The sequence below is a fragment of the Streptomyces sp. SudanB25_2051 genome, from assembly GCF_964272635.1.
Taxonomy (GTDB): domain Bacteria; phylum Actinomycetota; class Actinomycetes; order Streptomycetales; family Streptomycetaceae; genus Streptomyces.
This window is the reverse complement of record NZ_OZ186787.1, coordinates 674,804-689,827: the sequence shown is the minus strand read 5'-3', so window position 1 is coordinate 689,827 and position 15,024 is coordinate 674,804. Positions and strand designations below refer to the sequence as shown.

13 protein-coding genes are annotated in these 15,024 nt (G+C 75.3%); 4 read left to right on the top strand and 9 right to left on the bottom strand.

All coding sequences use genetic code 11. The features are described from left to right. Positions 1–183: 183 nt before the first annotated feature. Positions 184–2,832 carry a DUF6493 family protein gene (locus tag ACSUPT_RS03015; RefSeq protein WP_436943416.1) on the bottom strand — a complete coding sequence of 883 codons (2,649 nt, stop codon included), beginning with the start codon at positions 2,830–2,832 and terminating at the stop codon, positions 184–186. Continuing rightward, complete coding sequence (locus ACSUPT_RS03010) at positions 2,829–4,226, bottom strand: SWIM zinc finger family protein (protein ID WP_436943415.1); 1,398 nt, start codon at positions 4,224–4,226, stop codon at positions 2,829–2,831. The genes ACSUPT_RS03015 and ACSUPT_RS03010 overlap by 4 nt, the downstream gene beginning before the upstream one ends. A 500-nt stretch (positions 4,227–4,726) precedes the next feature. Between ACSUPT_RS03010 and ACSUPT_RS03005 the strand changes: the two genes are divergently transcribed. Continuing rightward, a complete protein-coding gene (locus tag ACSUPT_RS03005; protein ID WP_404143443.1) occupies positions 4,727–5,509 on the top strand; it encodes a GntR family transcriptional regulator in 783 nt (260 codons plus the stop codon). Positions 5,510–5,541: 32 nt separating this feature from the next. Here the strand turns inward: ACSUPT_RS03005 and ACSUPT_RS03000 are convergent, their stop codons facing one another. Then, a complete protein-coding gene (locus ACSUPT_RS03000) occupies positions 5,542–6,699 on the bottom strand; it encodes an ROK family transcriptional regulator (protein WP_351963796.1) in 1,158 nt (385 codons plus the stop codon). Between the two features lie 224 nt (positions 6,700–6,923). Here ACSUPT_RS03000 and ACSUPT_RS02995 point away from each other — a divergent pair, with 224 nt between their 5' ends. After that, positions 6,924–7,361 carry a hypothetical protein gene (locus ACSUPT_RS02995; RefSeq protein ID WP_436943414.1) on the top strand — a complete coding sequence of 146 codons (438 nt, stop codon included), beginning with the start codon at positions 6,924–6,926 and terminating at the stop codon, positions 7,359–7,361. On the opposite strand, the gene mug is transcribed toward ACSUPT_RS02995, so the two are convergent. The 3 genes from mug to ACSUPT_RS02980 all read right to left on the bottom strand — a co-directional run bounded on the left by mug (position 7,339) and on the right by ACSUPT_RS02980 (position 10,243). Next, positions 7,339–7,902 (bottom strand): G/U mismatch-specific DNA glycosylase, encoded by a 564-nt coding sequence (mug, locus tag ACSUPT_RS02990; RefSeq protein WP_351963794.1) that lies wholly within the window; start codon positions 7,900–7,902, stop codon positions 7,339–7,341. The two genes, ACSUPT_RS02995 and mug, sit on opposite strands and share 23 nt — an antisense overlap. Position 7,903: 1 nt before the next feature. Beyond that, positions 7,904–9,337 carry an adenylosuccinate lyase gene (gene purB / locus ACSUPT_RS02985; protein WP_351963793.1) on the bottom strand — a complete coding sequence of 478 codons (1,434 nt, stop codon included), beginning with the start codon at positions 9,335–9,337 and terminating at the stop codon, positions 7,904–7,906. Between the two features lie 126 nt (positions 9,338–9,463). Further along, positions 9,464–10,243 (bottom strand): SGNH/GDSL hydrolase family protein, encoded by a 780-nt coding sequence (locus ACSUPT_RS02980; protein ID WP_436943413.1) that lies wholly within the window; start codon positions 10,241–10,243, stop codon positions 9,464–9,466. A gap of 117 nt (positions 10,244–10,360) precedes the next feature. On the opposite strand from ACSUPT_RS02980, the gene ACSUPT_RS02975 reads away from it, so the two are divergent. After that, the gene (locus ACSUPT_RS02975) at positions 10,361–11,374 is read left to right on the top strand and encodes a maleylpyruvate isomerase family mycothiol-dependent enzyme (RefSeq protein ID WP_436943412.1); all 1,014 of its coding nucleotides are present in this window, start codon (positions 10,361–10,363) and stop codon (positions 11,372–11,374) included. 145 nt (positions 11,375–11,519) lie between these two features. Here ACSUPT_RS02975 and ACSUPT_RS02970 read toward each other — a convergent pair whose 3' ends face one another. From ACSUPT_RS02970 to ACSUPT_RS02960, 3 genes are all read right to left on the bottom strand, one after another. Then, complete coding sequence (locus tag ACSUPT_RS02970) at positions 11,520–12,536, bottom strand: hemolysin family protein (protein WP_351963790.1); 1,017 nt, start codon at positions 12,534–12,536, stop codon at positions 11,520–11,522. Next, positions 12,533–14,056 carry a hemolysin family protein gene (locus tag ACSUPT_RS02965; protein ID WP_436943411.1) on the bottom strand — a complete coding sequence of 508 codons (1,524 nt, stop codon included), beginning with the start codon at positions 14,054–14,056 and terminating at the stop codon, positions 12,533–12,535. The genes ACSUPT_RS02970 and ACSUPT_RS02965 overlap by 4 nt, the downstream gene beginning before the upstream one ends. A gap of 174 nt (positions 14,057–14,230) precedes the next feature. Further along, positions 14,231–14,659, bottom strand: a complete 429-nt coding sequence (locus ACSUPT_RS02960) for a GNAT family N-acetyltransferase (RefSeq protein ID WP_436943410.1) — start codon at positions 14,657–14,659, stop codon at positions 14,231–14,233. Positions 14,660–14,759: 100 nt separating this feature from the next. On the opposite strand from ACSUPT_RS02960, the gene ACSUPT_RS02955 reads away from it, so the two are divergent. Beyond that, positions 14,760–15,011 carry an antitoxin gene (locus tag ACSUPT_RS02955; protein ID WP_351963787.1) on the top strand — a complete coding sequence of 84 codons (252 nt, stop codon included), beginning with the start codon at positions 14,760–14,762 and terminating at the stop codon, positions 15,009–15,011. Positions 15,012–15,024 lie beyond the last annotated feature (13 nt).

The following is a 15,024-nucleotide window of genomic DNA, read 5'->3' as shown; positions in this document are numbered from 1 at the left end:
CCCAGGCTCACGCGGGCCGGGGACCACGCCGGTCGGCGCCCGCCCGGGTCCGGGCACACGCATTGCCGTCCCGGGAATTCCGGCCCGGACGGCGCCGGGCACTCCGAGGCGGTCGGCACGCGCCGGCCGTCCACCCGCGGAGCCCGGCGCCCCGCAGCGCCCGGCCCGTCTCCAACGGGTGGCTCAGGCCAGCGCCTTGGCCAGCCTCCTGGCCTGGACGACCAGCTGTGAGGACCCGCGCCGCGCGGCGAGCTCCGCCAGCCCCGGCATGCCCTCCCGCGCCGACGCCCCGGACCCGGACGCCCCGGACGCGGACCCCGGCCCGGACGCCCCCGCCCCGCACCGCTCGGCGCAGTCGGCGGCCACCGCGAGTACGGCGCCCAGCCCGCGCGGGGGTTCACCGGCGAGCAGCGTCGGCAGGGCGCCCGCGAGGACCGCCCACACCGTGCCGTACGCGCCCGTCTCCGCCGTCGTACGCAGCGCGTCCGCCAGCCGGTTGACCTTGACCGTGCCGAGCTCGACCAGCTCCGCCAGGTCGCCCCCGAGCCGCGTCGCGTCCAACTCCCCGCGCGAGGCCAGCACCAGCAGGGCGTCCACCGCCGCCAGCCGGTCGTCCGCGTGCCGGGCGCCGAGCCCGCAGGCCACCGCGAGGTGCACCGCGGGCCCCGCCTCGCCGTCCGCCTCGGCGAGCGCCGGCAGGACCTGCCCGCCGTACCGCTCGTCCTCGTCGGCGCAGCGCGTCACGAGCGGCAGCAGCCAAGCCGCGAGTGTCTCCCGCTCGTGCGGCAGTACGGCGATGCCCTCACGGGACTCGCTGGTCCGGCAGTAGCAGTTCGCGCCCTCCCCGGTCCAGGGCCGCCCCAGCGCCCGGAACGCGGGCGGGAACTCCCGCTGGAGCACCGGGTTCTCCGCGGTCGCCACGACCGGGCGGCGGAGCGGCGTGCGGTCCTCCACCCAGACGGGCCGCGGCACCTCGGCCACCGCGCGCGTACCGGGCGCGAACGCCCCGCGGCCTTCCGTCAGCCAGGCCGCAAGCCGGTCGCCCTCCTCCGTGCCCAGCGCGGCGGCGGCCTCGGCAGCCTCGCGCACACCGGGGCCCGTGCGGCGCACCCGGAGCAGCGCCTGCGCCGCGTCGCACTCCCCGGGGCGTACGCCGAGCCGCCGGTACGCCGCCAGCCGGTCGACCAGCTCGGCCGGGTCCAGCGCGCCCGACCGCCACGTCGGCGTGGCGAGCAGGAACGGCAGCGGGTCCGTCACCGCCCGGAACGCCGCCTCCTGCGCCCGCGCCACCGGTACGCGCCCGAGCCGCCGGTGCCCACAGCCGTGCCCGGCCACGTCCCGGAGGCCGCGCAGCAGCGCGTCGCGCCCGATGCGTCCCGCCACGGCGGCGACGAACAGCGGCACGCCCCGCAGGTGCCTCGTGTCGGCCCGCGCGTGGTCGTACCACCACAGTCCCGGCAGCAGCGGGAGGAGCGCCTCCCGCAACGCCTCGACGTCCCGGTGGGCGGCGCGTGTCAGCCCGTCCAGCGCCCGTTCCGTGTCCACGCCGTCCGGGTCGGCGGAGCGCAGCAGTACGGCGACCTCCTCGACCAGCTCCGGCAGCGTCCCGGCGGCCGGAGCGACCCGCTGCGGCTCCGGCGGAGGCGGCAGCAGCTCCACGTACGGCCCCCCGGCGCCGCCCGGCTCCTGCGGCAGCGCGCCGAACACGGCCGCCGCCGCCTCGCGGTGGACCGGGCTCAGCAGCGCGGCCGCGCTCTCCGCCAGCGCGCGGCGCGTCTCGCCGTCCACCGAGCCCAGATGCCGGCCCACCAGCTTCAGCGCCCGCTCCTGCAGCGCGGTGTCGCTGTGCCCGAACGCCTCGGCCAGCACCGGCAGCAGCTCCCCGGCCGCAGCCGCGTCGCGCCGCAGGACCTTGCCGACGAGGGCCAGCTGCGCCCGCACGAGCTTCTTCTCCGGCCGGAACAGCACCGAGGAGGACACCTCCGCCACCTGCCGCGCCGGCAGCCCGCCCGACTCCGCGAGCCGCGCCAGCACCTCCTGCGCGTACCCGGCCACCGCCGACGGTGCGTCCGCCGCGAGGCCCGCCCAGTCGGCCGTACGCTCCCGCTCCTCCCGCGCCGTGAGCTTCAGCGCCCGCAGCAGGTCCAGCACGAACCGCAGCTCCGACGGTCTGCCGCCGCGCAGCAGCCGGGCCACGGAGCAGTTCACCAGGACGTCCCGCTCCACCACGTCCGTCTCGGCGAGCGAGGCCAGGACCGCCGCCCAGCCCTCTTCCCAGAGCAGCGCGCCGTCGAGCTCGGCCGTCTCGAAGAGGCGCGGCACGAGCACGGGTGTCTGCGGGTCGGCGGACAGCTCCGGCAGCCGCCTGCGGGAGGAGACGGAGTTCAGCCAGCCGTGCACATAGCCGTCCGTCACCGGGACCGGGCAGCCGGCACGCTGCACCAGCCCGTGGATCAGCGGATAGTCCTCCCGCGCCGTCGCGGCACGGCCCGCCAGCCGGTGCGCGATGTCCCCGAGCCACGCCGGGTCCCGCCGCCGCAGCACCGCCAGCAGGAGCGTGTGCGGCGGCGTCGCGAAGTCCCGCAGATCCCGGGCGCCGATCCACGACGCGACCGCCGCCGCGCCCGTGAGGCAGCCCGCTCCCGCGACCATGATCGCGTGGTGAACGGGCCGCCGCTCGGTCCACCGGTCCCAGCCCCAGTCGCGCAGCTGCGCGCGCAGGGCCTTCAACTCCGCCGACAGCGCCCTGCGTTCCGCCGCGTCCAGCGTCCACAGCAGCTCCGGCACATCGTGCGGCCTGCCCTCCCGCACGGCCTCCAGCACGTCCTTCATCGCACCCCTCCCGTGGCCTTCGCCTCACGCCGCGCCATCCGCACGGCCAGCGCGTGCTTGCAGGGGCCGCGCCCGCCCCGGTGGTCCGTCCACCAGCGGCAGGTGCACGTCAGCGCCCCGCCCGTCTCGCGCACCTGGTAGCGGCGCTCACCCGACGCGACGGTCGCCAGGGCACCCGGCCCCGCCGCCGCCGACAGCTCGACCGCCCCCGAGGCGACCAGCTCGCGCGCCGCGAGCAGCCGCGGGTTGTGCCGCTCGGCGCGCTCCGCGTCGTACGGCAGCTCCCGGTGGAAGTACGCGGCCTCCGCCACGTCGTAGCCCACCCGCCCGGCCGTGCCGAGCCGCGTCAGCGCCGCCCGCACCCGCTCCACCGGCAGCCCCGCCCGCACCGCCAGCTCACCCGGGTCGATGCGCGGCTCCCAGGCGAGCAGCACCGACACCAGCTCCGCGTCGGCCTCCGCGTCCGGCGAGGCCAGGGCCTCCAGCACACCGCCCTCCCCGGAGAACCCGCGCGACGGCTCCGGCGAGAGCGTCAGCGTGAGCCGCATCCCCGGCAGCACCACCTCCCAGGCGCTCGCCGCACCGCCCGCCCCGGCGGCGGGCGCGGCCGGCCCGTACACGCGCAGCGCCGTCGCGTGCCGCAGCACCCGCTGCAGCGCCACCAGCCGCTCCGGGCCCGCGAGGCACACCGCGCCGGGGACGGGCCGCGTCGTCGGCCGCAGCGTCCGCCCCGCCGGTACGACCCACATCGGCGGCCGACCGGCGGCGCCGGCGGCGCGCGGCAGCGACCGCAGGAACCGCACCGCCTCGGCGGCCGGCAGTTCGGCCCGCAGGTCGAAACCGGAGCACGCCACCTGCGCCTCGGCGAACCCGCGCAGCCACCGGTCCGGCAGCGGGACCTTCTTCTCCACCACCGAACCGCCCAGCGTGGTCACCGCCAGCTCGTCCGGGCCCACGCGCAGATGCAGCGGATCGTCGCCGGTCAGCCGGGACAGCGCCTCCCGCAGCGGGTTGTTCACGTCCACATTGGTCGTGCCGTGCCCCGTGTCCGCCCCGTCCAGCCCGTCGCGCAGCACGTCCAGCCGCGCGTACACGCCGTTGCACCCCGAGAACGACTCGAACCGCAGCCGGTCGCCGTTCCCCGCCACCACCGGGTCCAGCGAACCCGGGCGCATCCGCTGGTGGTAGCGGGCGGCGGCGACGTCCGCCACCGCGAGCAGCCCCCGCGCCGCGGCCAGAGGGGACGTCAGGAACCCCGAGAAGAACCGGGGATGGGCCTCGGCGCCCACCGGCGTCAGCCCGCCGGAGGTCTCCAGTCCGAGCGCCCGCCCGGACGGTGAACTCCCCAGGGCGGACGGGCGTGCGTAGGCGAAAGCCTGTACGGATCGCGTCATGTCCCGACCGTAGAACCCGCCACTGACAATCCCCGGCGGCGGCCGCCCGAGGCCCTGCCCGGCCCCCGGCGCTCCCGTCGGCCCGGCCCCTGCGGAAACGGCACACCGGGCGCACGGGGCGGGACCGGCACGGCGGCGGCAGCCGCTTTCCGGCCACCCGCCCCCGCTCTCCGCCGGGCTCCCGGCCCGGCCGCACCCCGTACAAGCCGGCCCCCATCGGCGGCCGCCGGCCCGGCCCCGGCGACACGCCACCGGGCCGCCGTGTGTCCCCCGCCTCGCGCTACGGCACCGAGGGGCGGTGCGGCAGCGGCAATTACCCTTCAGTAGCCGGGAGTTCGGCAGCGCCTCGGACAGGCGCCCGCGGTGCGCCGCCCGCCCCGGCGAGGATTGGTCTTGACCAAGGGGGTGGCCCGTCCTATGGTCGCAGGGATAGTGCAGGGACCTTTAATAAACAAAGGCACGGAAACTCGTCCGGGACACGGCGATCGCGGAGGATCAGGGTGGGGACCACGCAGCTGGAATCGGTGCCGGAGCCGAAGTACTGGCACTTGAAGACCGTGATCGGCGAGGCGCTCGACTCCGAGTTCCAAGTCGGGGAGATCCTGCCCAACGAGCGGGAGCTCGCGGCGCGCTTCGGCGTCGCCCGCGCCACGCTCCGCCAGGCCCTCGAACAGCTGGAGCTGGAAGGCCGCCTCCAGCGCCGCCGCGGCGTCGGCACCACCGTCGCCCCGCCCCGCGTCGGCGTGGACGTCTCCACCGCCCAGCACCGCTGGCCCGGCTCCGGCGACGACAGCTGGCAGGCCGTCGACTGCGCCCTCACGCCGCCGCCCGCCGCCGTCGTGCGCCTCCTGGCGGCCGACACGGACACCGGCGAGGAGACCGCCGCCGCCACGGCAGCCGACGCGCCCGGCACCGTGTACGCGGTGCGCCGACTGCGCGCCACGCACGGCCAGGCCGTCGCCGCCGAGCAGCTGTACGTCCCCGCCGCCTCGGTCCCCGGCCTCGCCGACGCCGACCCGCTGACGGGCCCCGCCCTCGCGCGCGGCGTCCTGCGCGAGCTGGAGCGGCTGCCGCTGGAGGGCCAGGACCGCTCCGTCGAACTGGGCTCCGCCCGCGCGGACGACGCCAGGGAACTGGACCGCCTGCCCGGCGCGCCCGTGCTGGTCGTCACGACCCGCTATCTGTCCGGCGGCCGTACGGCGGCGGTGTCCGTCGCCACGTACCGCGCCGACACCTGCCGCCTCACCTTCGGCGACGTGGGCGACCTGCAGATCGCCTCCTGACCCGCGCGGCCCTCCCCGCCGCGCGGCGCTGCTCAGCGCCGCGCGGTGACCGTGCCCTCCACGGCGAACAGCTGCTCCTCCACATGGTCCAGGGCCAGCCGCAGCGCCCCCGTCGCCACGGCCGCCTCACCCAGCAGCGAGAGCTCCACACGCGGCGGCCGCAGGCAGAAGCGGGCCAGCTCCTCCCGCAGCGGCGGCAGGACGCCGTCCAGACCGGCCGCCCACCCGCCGACGACCACGACCTCCGGATCCAGCGCCAGCACCAGCGCCCCCACATCGTGCACCAGCCGCTGTGTGAACCGGTCCACCGCCGCCATCGCCCGCTCGTCCCCGCGCCGCGCGGCGGCGAACACCTCGGCGACCGCCTGCTCGTCCAGCGGGTGCAGCGGCTCGTCCGTCGTCGACAGCAGCGTCTCCGGCTTGTCGCCGCGCCCCAGCAGGTGCAGCGCCCCGATCTCCCCGGCCGCCCCGCCGAAACCCCGGTGCAGCCGCCCCCCGATCAGGGAGCCGGCGCCCGGACTGAGCCCCGCCAGGACGAACACGATGTCGTCCGTGTCGATCGCGGCGCCCTTCCAGTGCTCGGCCACAGCCGCCGCGTTGGCGTCGTTCTCCACCAGCACCGGACAGCGGAACGACCGCCGCAGCCGCTCGCCCAGCGCCAGACCGGTCCACCCCGGCAGCGCCGTGCACAGCCGCACCGTCCCGTCCGCCTCCACGATGCCCGGCGTACCCACACCGACCGCCCGCAGCGCGCCGCGCGCCACACCGGTGCGGCGCAGCACGTCGGCGACGGCCGCGCGGACCCGCTCCAGCCGCTCGTCGGCCGAGGCCTCCACGGACACCTCGCGCGTCCCCGCGCCGATGATGCGCCCGTCGAGCCCCGACAGCAGCGCAGCGACCCGGTGCGGGCCGATCTCGATGCCCAGCAGGTGCCCGGCCTCGGCCCGGAACCGGAACCTCCGCGCCGGCCGTCCCTGGCGCCGCACCTCGCGCTCCTCCGGACCGGCCTCGACCACCAGGCCCGCCTCGATGAGCCCCTCGGTGACGCCCTCGACGGTGGGACGGGAGAGGCCGGTGAGCCGGGTGAGGTCGGTCAGGGTGCGGGCGTCGCCGCCGCGCAGCGCATGGAGTACCACCGCGGAGTTGATCCGCCGCAGCAGCGAGGGATCTCCGCCGGTCAGCCGCCCCACCTGTGTCCTCCCAGCTCGAGCCGCGTGTCTGCCGGATCGTACTCAATGCCGGGGCGCCGCGGCGAGGGAGGGCCGCACGGCCCGGCCCCGGCGGCCCGATACGGTACGGCGATCCCGTACCCGCAAGACGCCGCCCACCCGCCCGGCGCCCCCGCGCGACCCCGTTGTCCACAGGCCGACCTGACGCGACGCCAATTGTCAGTGGGGCGGGCTTTACTGGAGCCATGACCACGGGCCGTCACCACCTGACGATCATCGACCTGCTGCGCAGCCGCCCCTTCCCCCGGCAGCGCGGCCGGTCCGACGTGGGCGAGAGCGGACCGGGCTACCACATAGCCGAGCTCGCTACGAGCGAGGACTTCTGGGAGGACCGCGGCCGCGCCGAGGAGGTCCAGGAGCAGTTCGAGGCGGAGCTCGACGCGCTGGCCGTCCTGCTGGCCGGGCGGTGGGGCGAGCCGCAGGTCTTCAGCCTCTGGTCGGTCTTCGAGCGCGGGATGGACGGCGAGGAGATGCCGGAGCCGTGGGGCGTCCTCAGCAACCACGTGCCGCATGTGCACCTGTGGAGGACCGACGGCCGGTGGATAGCGCTGGGCGTCTCCCAGTGGGACCGGGAGCTGCCCTTCCAGCTGCTCGCCGTCGTCACGGAGACGGATCCTCCGTAGCGGCGGCCCTCAGGCGGGCGTACTCCTCGGCCATCGTCCGCAGGGTCCAGTGGGCGTTGAGACCGCTCGGGTTGGGCAGCACCCAGACCCGCGTGTCACCGATCGTCCGCTCCTGCGGCCCGATCACCGCCTTCCGGTCGCCGAAGGCCACCCGGTACGCGGTGACGCCGACGACCGCGAGCCGGCGGGGCCGCAGCCGCTCCACCTTCGCCGTGAGCAGCCGGCCGCCCTCGCGGAACTCCTCGTCGCTCAGCTCGTCGGCCCGCGCCGTCGCCCGCGCGACCACATTGGTGATGCCCAGCCCGTACGACAGCAGCTCCTCCTGCTCGGAGGGCGCCAGTTGGCGCGGGGTGAAGCCGGAGAGGTGCAGCACGGGCCAGAAGCGGTTGCCCGGCCGGGCGAAGTGGTGGCCCGTGGCGGCCGACATGAGGCCCGGGTTGATGCCGCAGAAGAGCACGGACAGGCCGTCCGCGACCACGTCGGGGACGACGCGGTCGCGGGCGGCCTGGAGCTCCTCGGCGGTGAAGCGGCGTGAGGCCACGTCAGAGGATGGCGCCCGGGGTGTAGGCGGCGGCCTCCGGGTGCCGCTTGGCGATCTCCTCGATCCGGGCGACCACGTGGCCCACCTGGTCGGCCGCGGCGCCCGTGAAGGACAGCTTGTCGGCCATCAGCTCGTCCAGTCCGGCACGGTCCAGCGGGATGCGCTCGTCGGCGGCGAGCTTGTCCAGCAGCTCGTTGCGCTCCACACCCTGCTCCCGCATGGCCAGCGCGGACGCCACGGCGTTCTCCTTGATGGCCTCGTGGGCGACCTCGCGGCCCACCCCGGCGCGCACGGACGCCATGAGCACCTTGGTCGTCGCCAGGAACGGCAGGTACCGGTCGAGCTCCCGCGCCACGACCGCCGGGAAGGCGCCGAACTCGTCCAGCACCGTCAGGAAGGTCTCCAGCAGCCCGTCGAACGCGAAGAACGCGTCGGGCAGCGCGACCCGGCGCACCACCGAGCAGGACACGTCGCCCTCGTTCCACTGGTCGCCCGCCAGCTCCCCGGCCATCGACGCGTAGCCGCGCAGGATGACCATCAGCCCGTTGACGCGCTCGCAGGAGCGGGTGTTCATCTTGTGCGGCATCGCGGACGAGCCGACCTGGCCCGGCTTGAAGCCCTCGGTGACCAGCTCGTGGCCCGCCATCAGGCGGATCGTCTTCGCCAGCGACGACGGGGCGCTCGCCAGCTGCACCAGCGTCGTCACGACCTCGTAGTCCAGGGACCGCGGGTAGACCTGGCCGACGGACGTGAAGGCGTGCGCGAAGCCGAGGTGCGAGGCGATCCGCTGCTCCAGCTCGGCCAGCTTCGACGCGTCGCCGCCCAGCAGGTCCAGCATGTCCTGCGCGGTGCCGACGGGGCCCTTGATGCCGCGCAGCGGGTAGCGGCCCAGCAGCTCCTCGAGACGGGCGTAGGCGACGAGCAGCTCGTCCGCGGCGGTCGCGAAGCGCTTGCCGAGCGTCGTGGCCTGCGCGGCCACATTGTGCGACCGGCCGGCCATGACGAGCTCGCCGTACTCGGCGGACAGCTTCCCGAGCCGCGCCAGCACGGCGACGGTGCGGTCCCGCATCAGCTCCAGGGAGAGGCGGATCTGCAGCTGCTCGACGTTCTCCGTCAGGTCGCGGGACGTCATGCCCTTGTGGACCTGCTCGTGGCCGGCGAGGTCGTTGAACTCCTCGATCCGGGCCTTCACGTCGTGCCGCGTGACCTTCTCACGCTCGGCGATCGACGCCAGGTCGACCTGGTCGACGACGCGCTCGTAGTCGGCGAGGGCGGCGTCCGGCACCTCGATCCCGAGGTCCTTCTGGGCGCGCAGCACGGCGAGCCACAGGCGGCGCTCCAGCTTTACCTTCTGCTCGGGGGACCAGAGGACGGCGAGTTCGGCGGAGGCGTAGCGGCCGGCGAGGACATTGGGGATGCGAGGCTTTGCAGTCACGTGTACGGATTCTACTGGCGATTCGTGCAGGCCAGCGCGCCGCCCCGGATTGTGCGTTGCTACGAGACGCAGGCCGCTTCCCGCCGCGCCCGCGCCCGTCCGGCGTACGGGAGGCTACGGCACCGGCTACGGCACCGGGCCGTCGAACGGCAGCAGGTCGGGGCGCTTCGGCGGGCGGCCGTCGCCGGACGAGCGGCCCGTCAGGCGCCGCCCGATCCACGGGCCCAGATGCTGGCGGGCGAACCGCATATCGCTCAGCCGCCGCTCCACCCACGGAGTCCGCACCTCCGGCGGCAGGGGCGCCCGCCAGTCCTCGCGCGCCTCCAGGCCCAGCGCCTGCCACACGGCCTCGGCCACCCGCCGGTGTCCCTCGGCCGTCAGATGCAGCCGGTCCACGTCCCACAGGCGCGGATCGCCCAGCACCGGCGCACCGTACAGGTCCACCACGAGCGCGTCATGCCGCGCGGCCAGGCCGTCGATGTGGGCGAACAGCTCCTCCATGCGCGGCCGGAAGCGCTCCATCACCGGTCCGCGGCGGCCGGGGCTGCGCATCAGCACGAGCCGCTTGCACGACGGGGCCAGCCGCTCGACGGCCTCGTCCAGCCGGGCGCGGACCCGTCCCATGTCGCACTTGGGCCGCAGGGTGTCGTTGAGCCCGCCGACCAGCGTGACCACATCGGCGCCCATGGCGGCGGCCCGGTCCACCTGCTCGTCGACGATCTGGCCGATGAGCTTGCCGCGCACCGCCAGATTGGCGTAGCGGAAGCCGGGCGTCAGGGCGGCGAGCCGGCCCGCCAGCAGATCGGCCCAGCCCCGGTACGAGCCGTCGGGCAGCAGGTCCGACATCCCCTCGGTGAAGCTGTCGCCCACCGCGACCAGACTCGTGTACGTGGCATTCATCTCCATGGCGCAGTGATCGTACCGCGCGGTCGGGATGCGACCTGCTGTTCGATTAAGATCGCCGGAGCCCGGGCCCCGGAAGGCGCCCGGGGACCACGACCGGGGGAAGAGACGGGAGAGCCCATGACCGGGGCACTGGAACAGACGCTCGCCGACGCGCTGGCCCATCTGCTGACCGCCCTCGACACCAGCGACGACGAGGTCGTCGACCCGGACGAGGCCGTCCGGTGGATGGAGCACACGTCGCACGTCCTCGACCGGCTCACCGCGGCCGACCGGCGCCGCCTCGCCGACCTGTTCCGCGACACCGCCCGCCGCGAGCCGGAGGGCCCCTGGCGGGACGCGCTGCGCGAGCTCCCCGACAACCTCGGCCTGGACGAGGACGCGCACAGCGGGTACTGCGACGCCGTGGAGGACCACACGGCCCGGCTCGTGGCGGCCGTGCGGGACGCCGACCCGGCGACGCCCGTCCCCACCTGCCCCGGCTGGACGCTGACCGACCTGGTGCGGCACCTGGGCGAGGTGTGCCGCTGGATGGACCACCTCGTCTCCACCCGCGCCACCGCGCGCGTGGAGCCCGACGCCGTGCCGCTCGACCTGCCCGGTGACCCCGCCACGTATCCGGAGTGGCTGGCGCGCTCGGCCGACGCGGTGCTGCGGACGCTGCGCGACGCGCCGCCGGAGGCGCCGATGTGGTCGTACGGCGCCGATGCCCACGTCCGCTTCTACGCGCGGCGCCTGTGCTACGAGACGGCCGTCCACCTGGCCGACGCCGAACTGGCCCTGGGCGGGCGGCCGGGCGTCGACCAGGGCACGGCCGCCGACGGCATCGAGGAGTTCCTGGAGAACCTGCCGTACTACGCCTGGGTGGCCGAGCCGATAGCCCAGCTGGGCCGCGACGGGGCGGCGCTGCGGCTGCGCGCCGCCGACACGGGAGCGGTGTGGACCCTGACCCTCGGCGGCGGCGGCTTCGGCTGGAGCACGTCCGGCACCGGCCCGGCCGCCGTCACGGTCGAGGCCGGATGCGGCGAGCTGCTGCTCCTGCTGTACGGCCGGTACGGCGCCGAGGACGGCCGGTTCACCGTCACCGGCGACCGCGCCCTCCTCGACGCCTGGCTGGCCGCCACCCGCTTCTGAGCCGGCCGCGCCGTGCCGGGCCGCGACCCGCACCACGGGCCACCGCGATCAGGCACCGCGGCGGCGGTCGACGGCCGCGCCGCCGCGGCCCCGCCGGCCGTGCCGCGGCGCGGGCCGGGCCACCACACCGCCGCGGCCCCGCCGGTCAGGCGGCCGGGCCGCCCACCAGTTCGCGCAGCACGTCCTCCATCGTGACCAGCCCGGCCAGCCGGCCGTCCTCGTCCAGGACGGCCGCCAGATGCGTACGGCTGCGGCGCATCGCCGTGAGCACGTCGTCCAGCGGTGTCGCGGCCCGCACCCGGGCGATCGGACGCATCGCCGACACGGGGAACGGCTGGTCGCGCGGTATGACGTCCAGCGCGTCCTTCACGTGCAGATAGCCCAGGATGCGCCGGGACGCGTCGACCACCGGGAAGCGCGAGAAGCCGGACCGCGCGGCGAGCCGCTCCACCTCGTCCGGCGTGGTGCCGACCTGCACGTACACGACCCGCTCCAGCGGCATGACCACATCGCGCACCGGGCGGCGGCCCAGTTCCAGCGCGTCGTGCAGCCGCTCGGCGGCGCGGTCGTCGAGCAGACCCGCGTCCCCGGCGTCGGTGACCATCCGGGCCAGCTCGTCGTCCGAGAAGGTCGCGGCGACCTCGTCCTTCGCCTCCACGCGCAGCAGCTTCAGCAGCGTGTTGGCGAACGCGTTGATCGTGAAGATCACCGGCCGCAGCGCCCGCGCGACGGCCACCAGCGGCGGGCCCAGCAGCAGCGCCGTACGGACGGGCTCCGCCAGCGCGATGTTCTTCGGCACCATCTCGCCCAGCAGCATGTGCAGGTACGTGGCCACCGCCAGGGCGATCACGAACGAGATCGGATGGACCAGTCCGTGCGGCACGCCGACCGCCTCGAACAGCGGCTCCAGCAGATGGGCGATGGCGGGTTCCGCGACGATGCCGAGGACCAGGGTCGCCAGCGTGATGCCGAGCTGGGCGGCGGCGAGGAGCGCGGACACGTGCTCCAGGCCCCACAGCACACTGCGGGCCCTGCGGTTGCCGGCCTCGGCCTCGGGCTCGATCTGGCTGCGGCGCACGGAGATCAGGGCGAACTCGGCGCCGACGAAGAAGGCGTTCAGGACCAGCGTCAGAAAGCCGATCAGCAACTGGACGGCGATCATCGGCCGGCCCCCTCACCAGAAGAACCCGAAGGACCCGAAGAACCGGACGTCCCTGAGGACCCGGAAAACCGGGAAGGCCCCGAGGGCCGGGAAGCACCTGAAGCCCCGGAGGACCCCGACATCCGGGAGGCCCCCGAAGCGCGGGTCCCCGAAGGCCCGGCAGAACCGGAGGCACCGGCGCCCCCGGACTCCCCGGTCTCGTCCGCGTCGGCGCCCGCGGCGGGCGCGTGCAGCATCAGGCGCGCCGCCCGGCGTCCCGAGGCGTCCACCACGTCGAGCCGCCAGCCGGCCACCTCGACGGTGTCGCCGGCCTCCGGGATGCGGCCCAGCTCCGTCGCGACCAGCCCGGCGAGCGTCTCGTACGGGCCGTCCGGCACGTGCAGCCCGATCGTCCGCAGCTGGTCGGTGCGGGCGGCGCCGTCGGCGGACCACAGGCCGCGTCCGTCGGCGTCCTCGCCGGCCCGAGCCAGGTCGGGCGTCTCGTGCGGGTCGTGCTCGTCGCGCACCTCGCCGACGACCTCCTCGACGATGTCCTCCATCGTCACGACGCCGGCCGTGCCGCCGTACTCGTCGATGACGACGGCCATCGTGGCCTTGCCGTACATCCGGTCCAGCAGCCGGTCCACGGTGAGGCTCTCCGGCACGAGCACCGGCTCGCGCAGCAGCTCGACCACCGGGGTCCGCAGGCGCCGCTCGGCCGGGACGGCCAGCACGTCCTTGATGTGCGCGGTGCCGATGACCGTGTCCAGGCTGCCCCGGTAGACGGGGAAGCGGGACAGGCCGGTCGCCCGCGTCGCGTTGGCCACGTCCTCCGCGGTGGCCTGCGCCTCCAGGGCGGTGACCTGGACGCGCGGCGTCATCACGTTCTCGGCGGTCAGCTCCGCCAGGTTGAGCGTGCGGACGAACAGCTCGGCCGTGTCCGGCTCCAGCGCGCCCTCCTTCGCGGAGTGCCGCGCCAGCGCCACCAGCTCCTGCGGGCTGCGCGCGGACGCCAGCTCGTCGGCCGGCTCCATGCCCAGCCGGCGCACCATGTGGTTGGCCGTGTTGTTGAGGTGGCTGATCAGCGGCTTGAACGCGGCGCTGAAGACGCGCTGCGGGGTCGCCACGACCTTCGCCACGGCGAGCGGCGACGAGATGGCCCAGTTCTTGGGCACCAGCTCGCCGACGACCATCAGGACCACCGTCGACAGGGCCGTGCCGATCACCAGGGCGACCGACGAGGCGACGGACGGCGACATGCCGAGGCCGCGCATGGGACCGCTGATGAGCTTCGCCACGGAGGGCTCGGCGAGCATGCCGACGATCAGGTTGGTCACGGTGATGCCGAGCTGGGCGCCGGACAGCTGGAACGTCAGCGACCGCACGGCCTTCAGGGCGCCGGTGGCGCCGCGCTCACCGCGCTCGACCGCCCGTTCGAGCGCGCTGCGCTCGATGGTGGTCAGGGAGAATTCGGCCGCCACGAACGCGCCGCACGCCAGGGCGAGCAGCAGCGCCACGAGGAGCAGCAGCACTTCCGTCATCGGTTCACCTCCGTCCCATGATCGGTCAGAGGCGGGATGATCGCGCGATGTCGATGGCGGGTCGTACTACTGGGAGGCTCGCCCATGGGCGGACGCTCACACACCTTTCGCGAACGGTCGGATTCGTACACCCATCGTAAAGGAGCAGCAAAGCACCGCCAGGTCCGATCAGCCTCAGTCGGTGAGCGGCTTGACCCAGCGGCTCCACTGGGGCTCCGGGGCGTATCCGGCGGCCCGCCAGGCGGGGTGCGCGGACGTGTTGCGGTCCAGCACCATGGCGTCGGCGCGCCGCCCGCCCAGCCGCGTGAACCGCTCCTCCGCCGCCGCGAGCAGCGCCGTACCCACGCCGCGACGGCGCCGCAGCGGGTGCACGGCCAGCCGGTACAGGTGGCAGCGCCATCCGTCGAACCCGGCGATCACCGTGCCCGCCAGCTCCCCGTCCCCGCTCTCGGCCAGCAGCAGCGCGCCGGGGTCGCGGGCGACGAGCCGTTCCACGCCGTCGCGGTCGTCGCTGATGCTCGTGCCCTCGGCCGCCAGCTTCCAGAACGCCAGAACGGCGTCCACGTCGGCGGACCCGGCGGCGCGTATCCGAAGATCGTCCATCCCCGCATCCCATCACCGCGCGCCGGTCGGCGTCGAACGGTTTCGGCCGCGTCCGCCCGACCCCTTGCCGGTGCTAGCGACTTCGCGCTAGCGTGGTGGGGTGGCGAAGACTCAGCTGAACGTACGGGTGGACGAGACGACCGCCGAGGCGGCCCGGCGCAGAGCGCGGCAGCGGGGCGTCAGCGTGAACCGGTACATCGAGGAGCTCGTCCAGCGCGACGTCGGCGAGGCGGGCCGCACGTTCGTGGACGCGGCGGCCGACTTCATGAAGCAGTACGAGTCGGTCTTCGCCGACGAGTTCCGCGGGGACCCGGTGCTCGGGCCCCGGCCCCGCCCGGAGGGTGGTCGGTGAGGGCGTCCGCGCG

Excerpts from the sequence above, each read along its gene's own strand:
- ACSUPT_RS02965 (WP_436943411.1), bottom strand. The coding sequence starts at position 14,056 with ATGACGGAAGTGCTGCTGCTCCTCGTGGCGCTGCTGCTCGCCCTGGCG.
- ACSUPT_RS02980 (WP_436943413.1), bottom strand. The coding sequence starts at position 10,243 with ATGGAGATGAATGCCACGTACACGAGTCTGGTCGCGGTGGGCGACAGC.
- ACSUPT_RS03015 (WP_436943416.1), bottom strand. The coding sequence starts at position 2,832 with ATGAAGGACGTGCTGGAGGCCGTGCGGGAGGGCAGGCCGCACGATGTG.
- ACSUPT_RS02970 (WP_351963790.1), bottom strand. The coding sequence starts at position 12,536 with ATGATCGCCGTCCAGTTGCTGATCGGCTTTCTGACGCTGGTCCTGAAC.
- ACSUPT_RS02995 (WP_436943414.1), top strand. The coding sequence starts at position 6,924 with ATGACCACGGGCCGTCACCACCTGACGATCATCGACCTGCTGCGCAGC.
- ACSUPT_RS02975 (WP_436943412.1), top strand. The coding sequence starts at position 10,361 with ATGACCGGGGCACTGGAACAGACGCTCGCCGACGCGCTGGCCCATCTG.
- ACSUPT_RS03010 (WP_436943415.1), bottom strand. The coding sequence starts at position 4,226 with ATGACGCGATCCGTACAGGCTTTCGCCTACGCACGCCCGTCCGCCCTG.
- ACSUPT_RS02960 (WP_436943410.1), bottom strand. The coding sequence starts at position 14,659 with ATGGACGATCTTCGGATACGCGCCGCCGGGTCCGCCGACGTGGACGCC.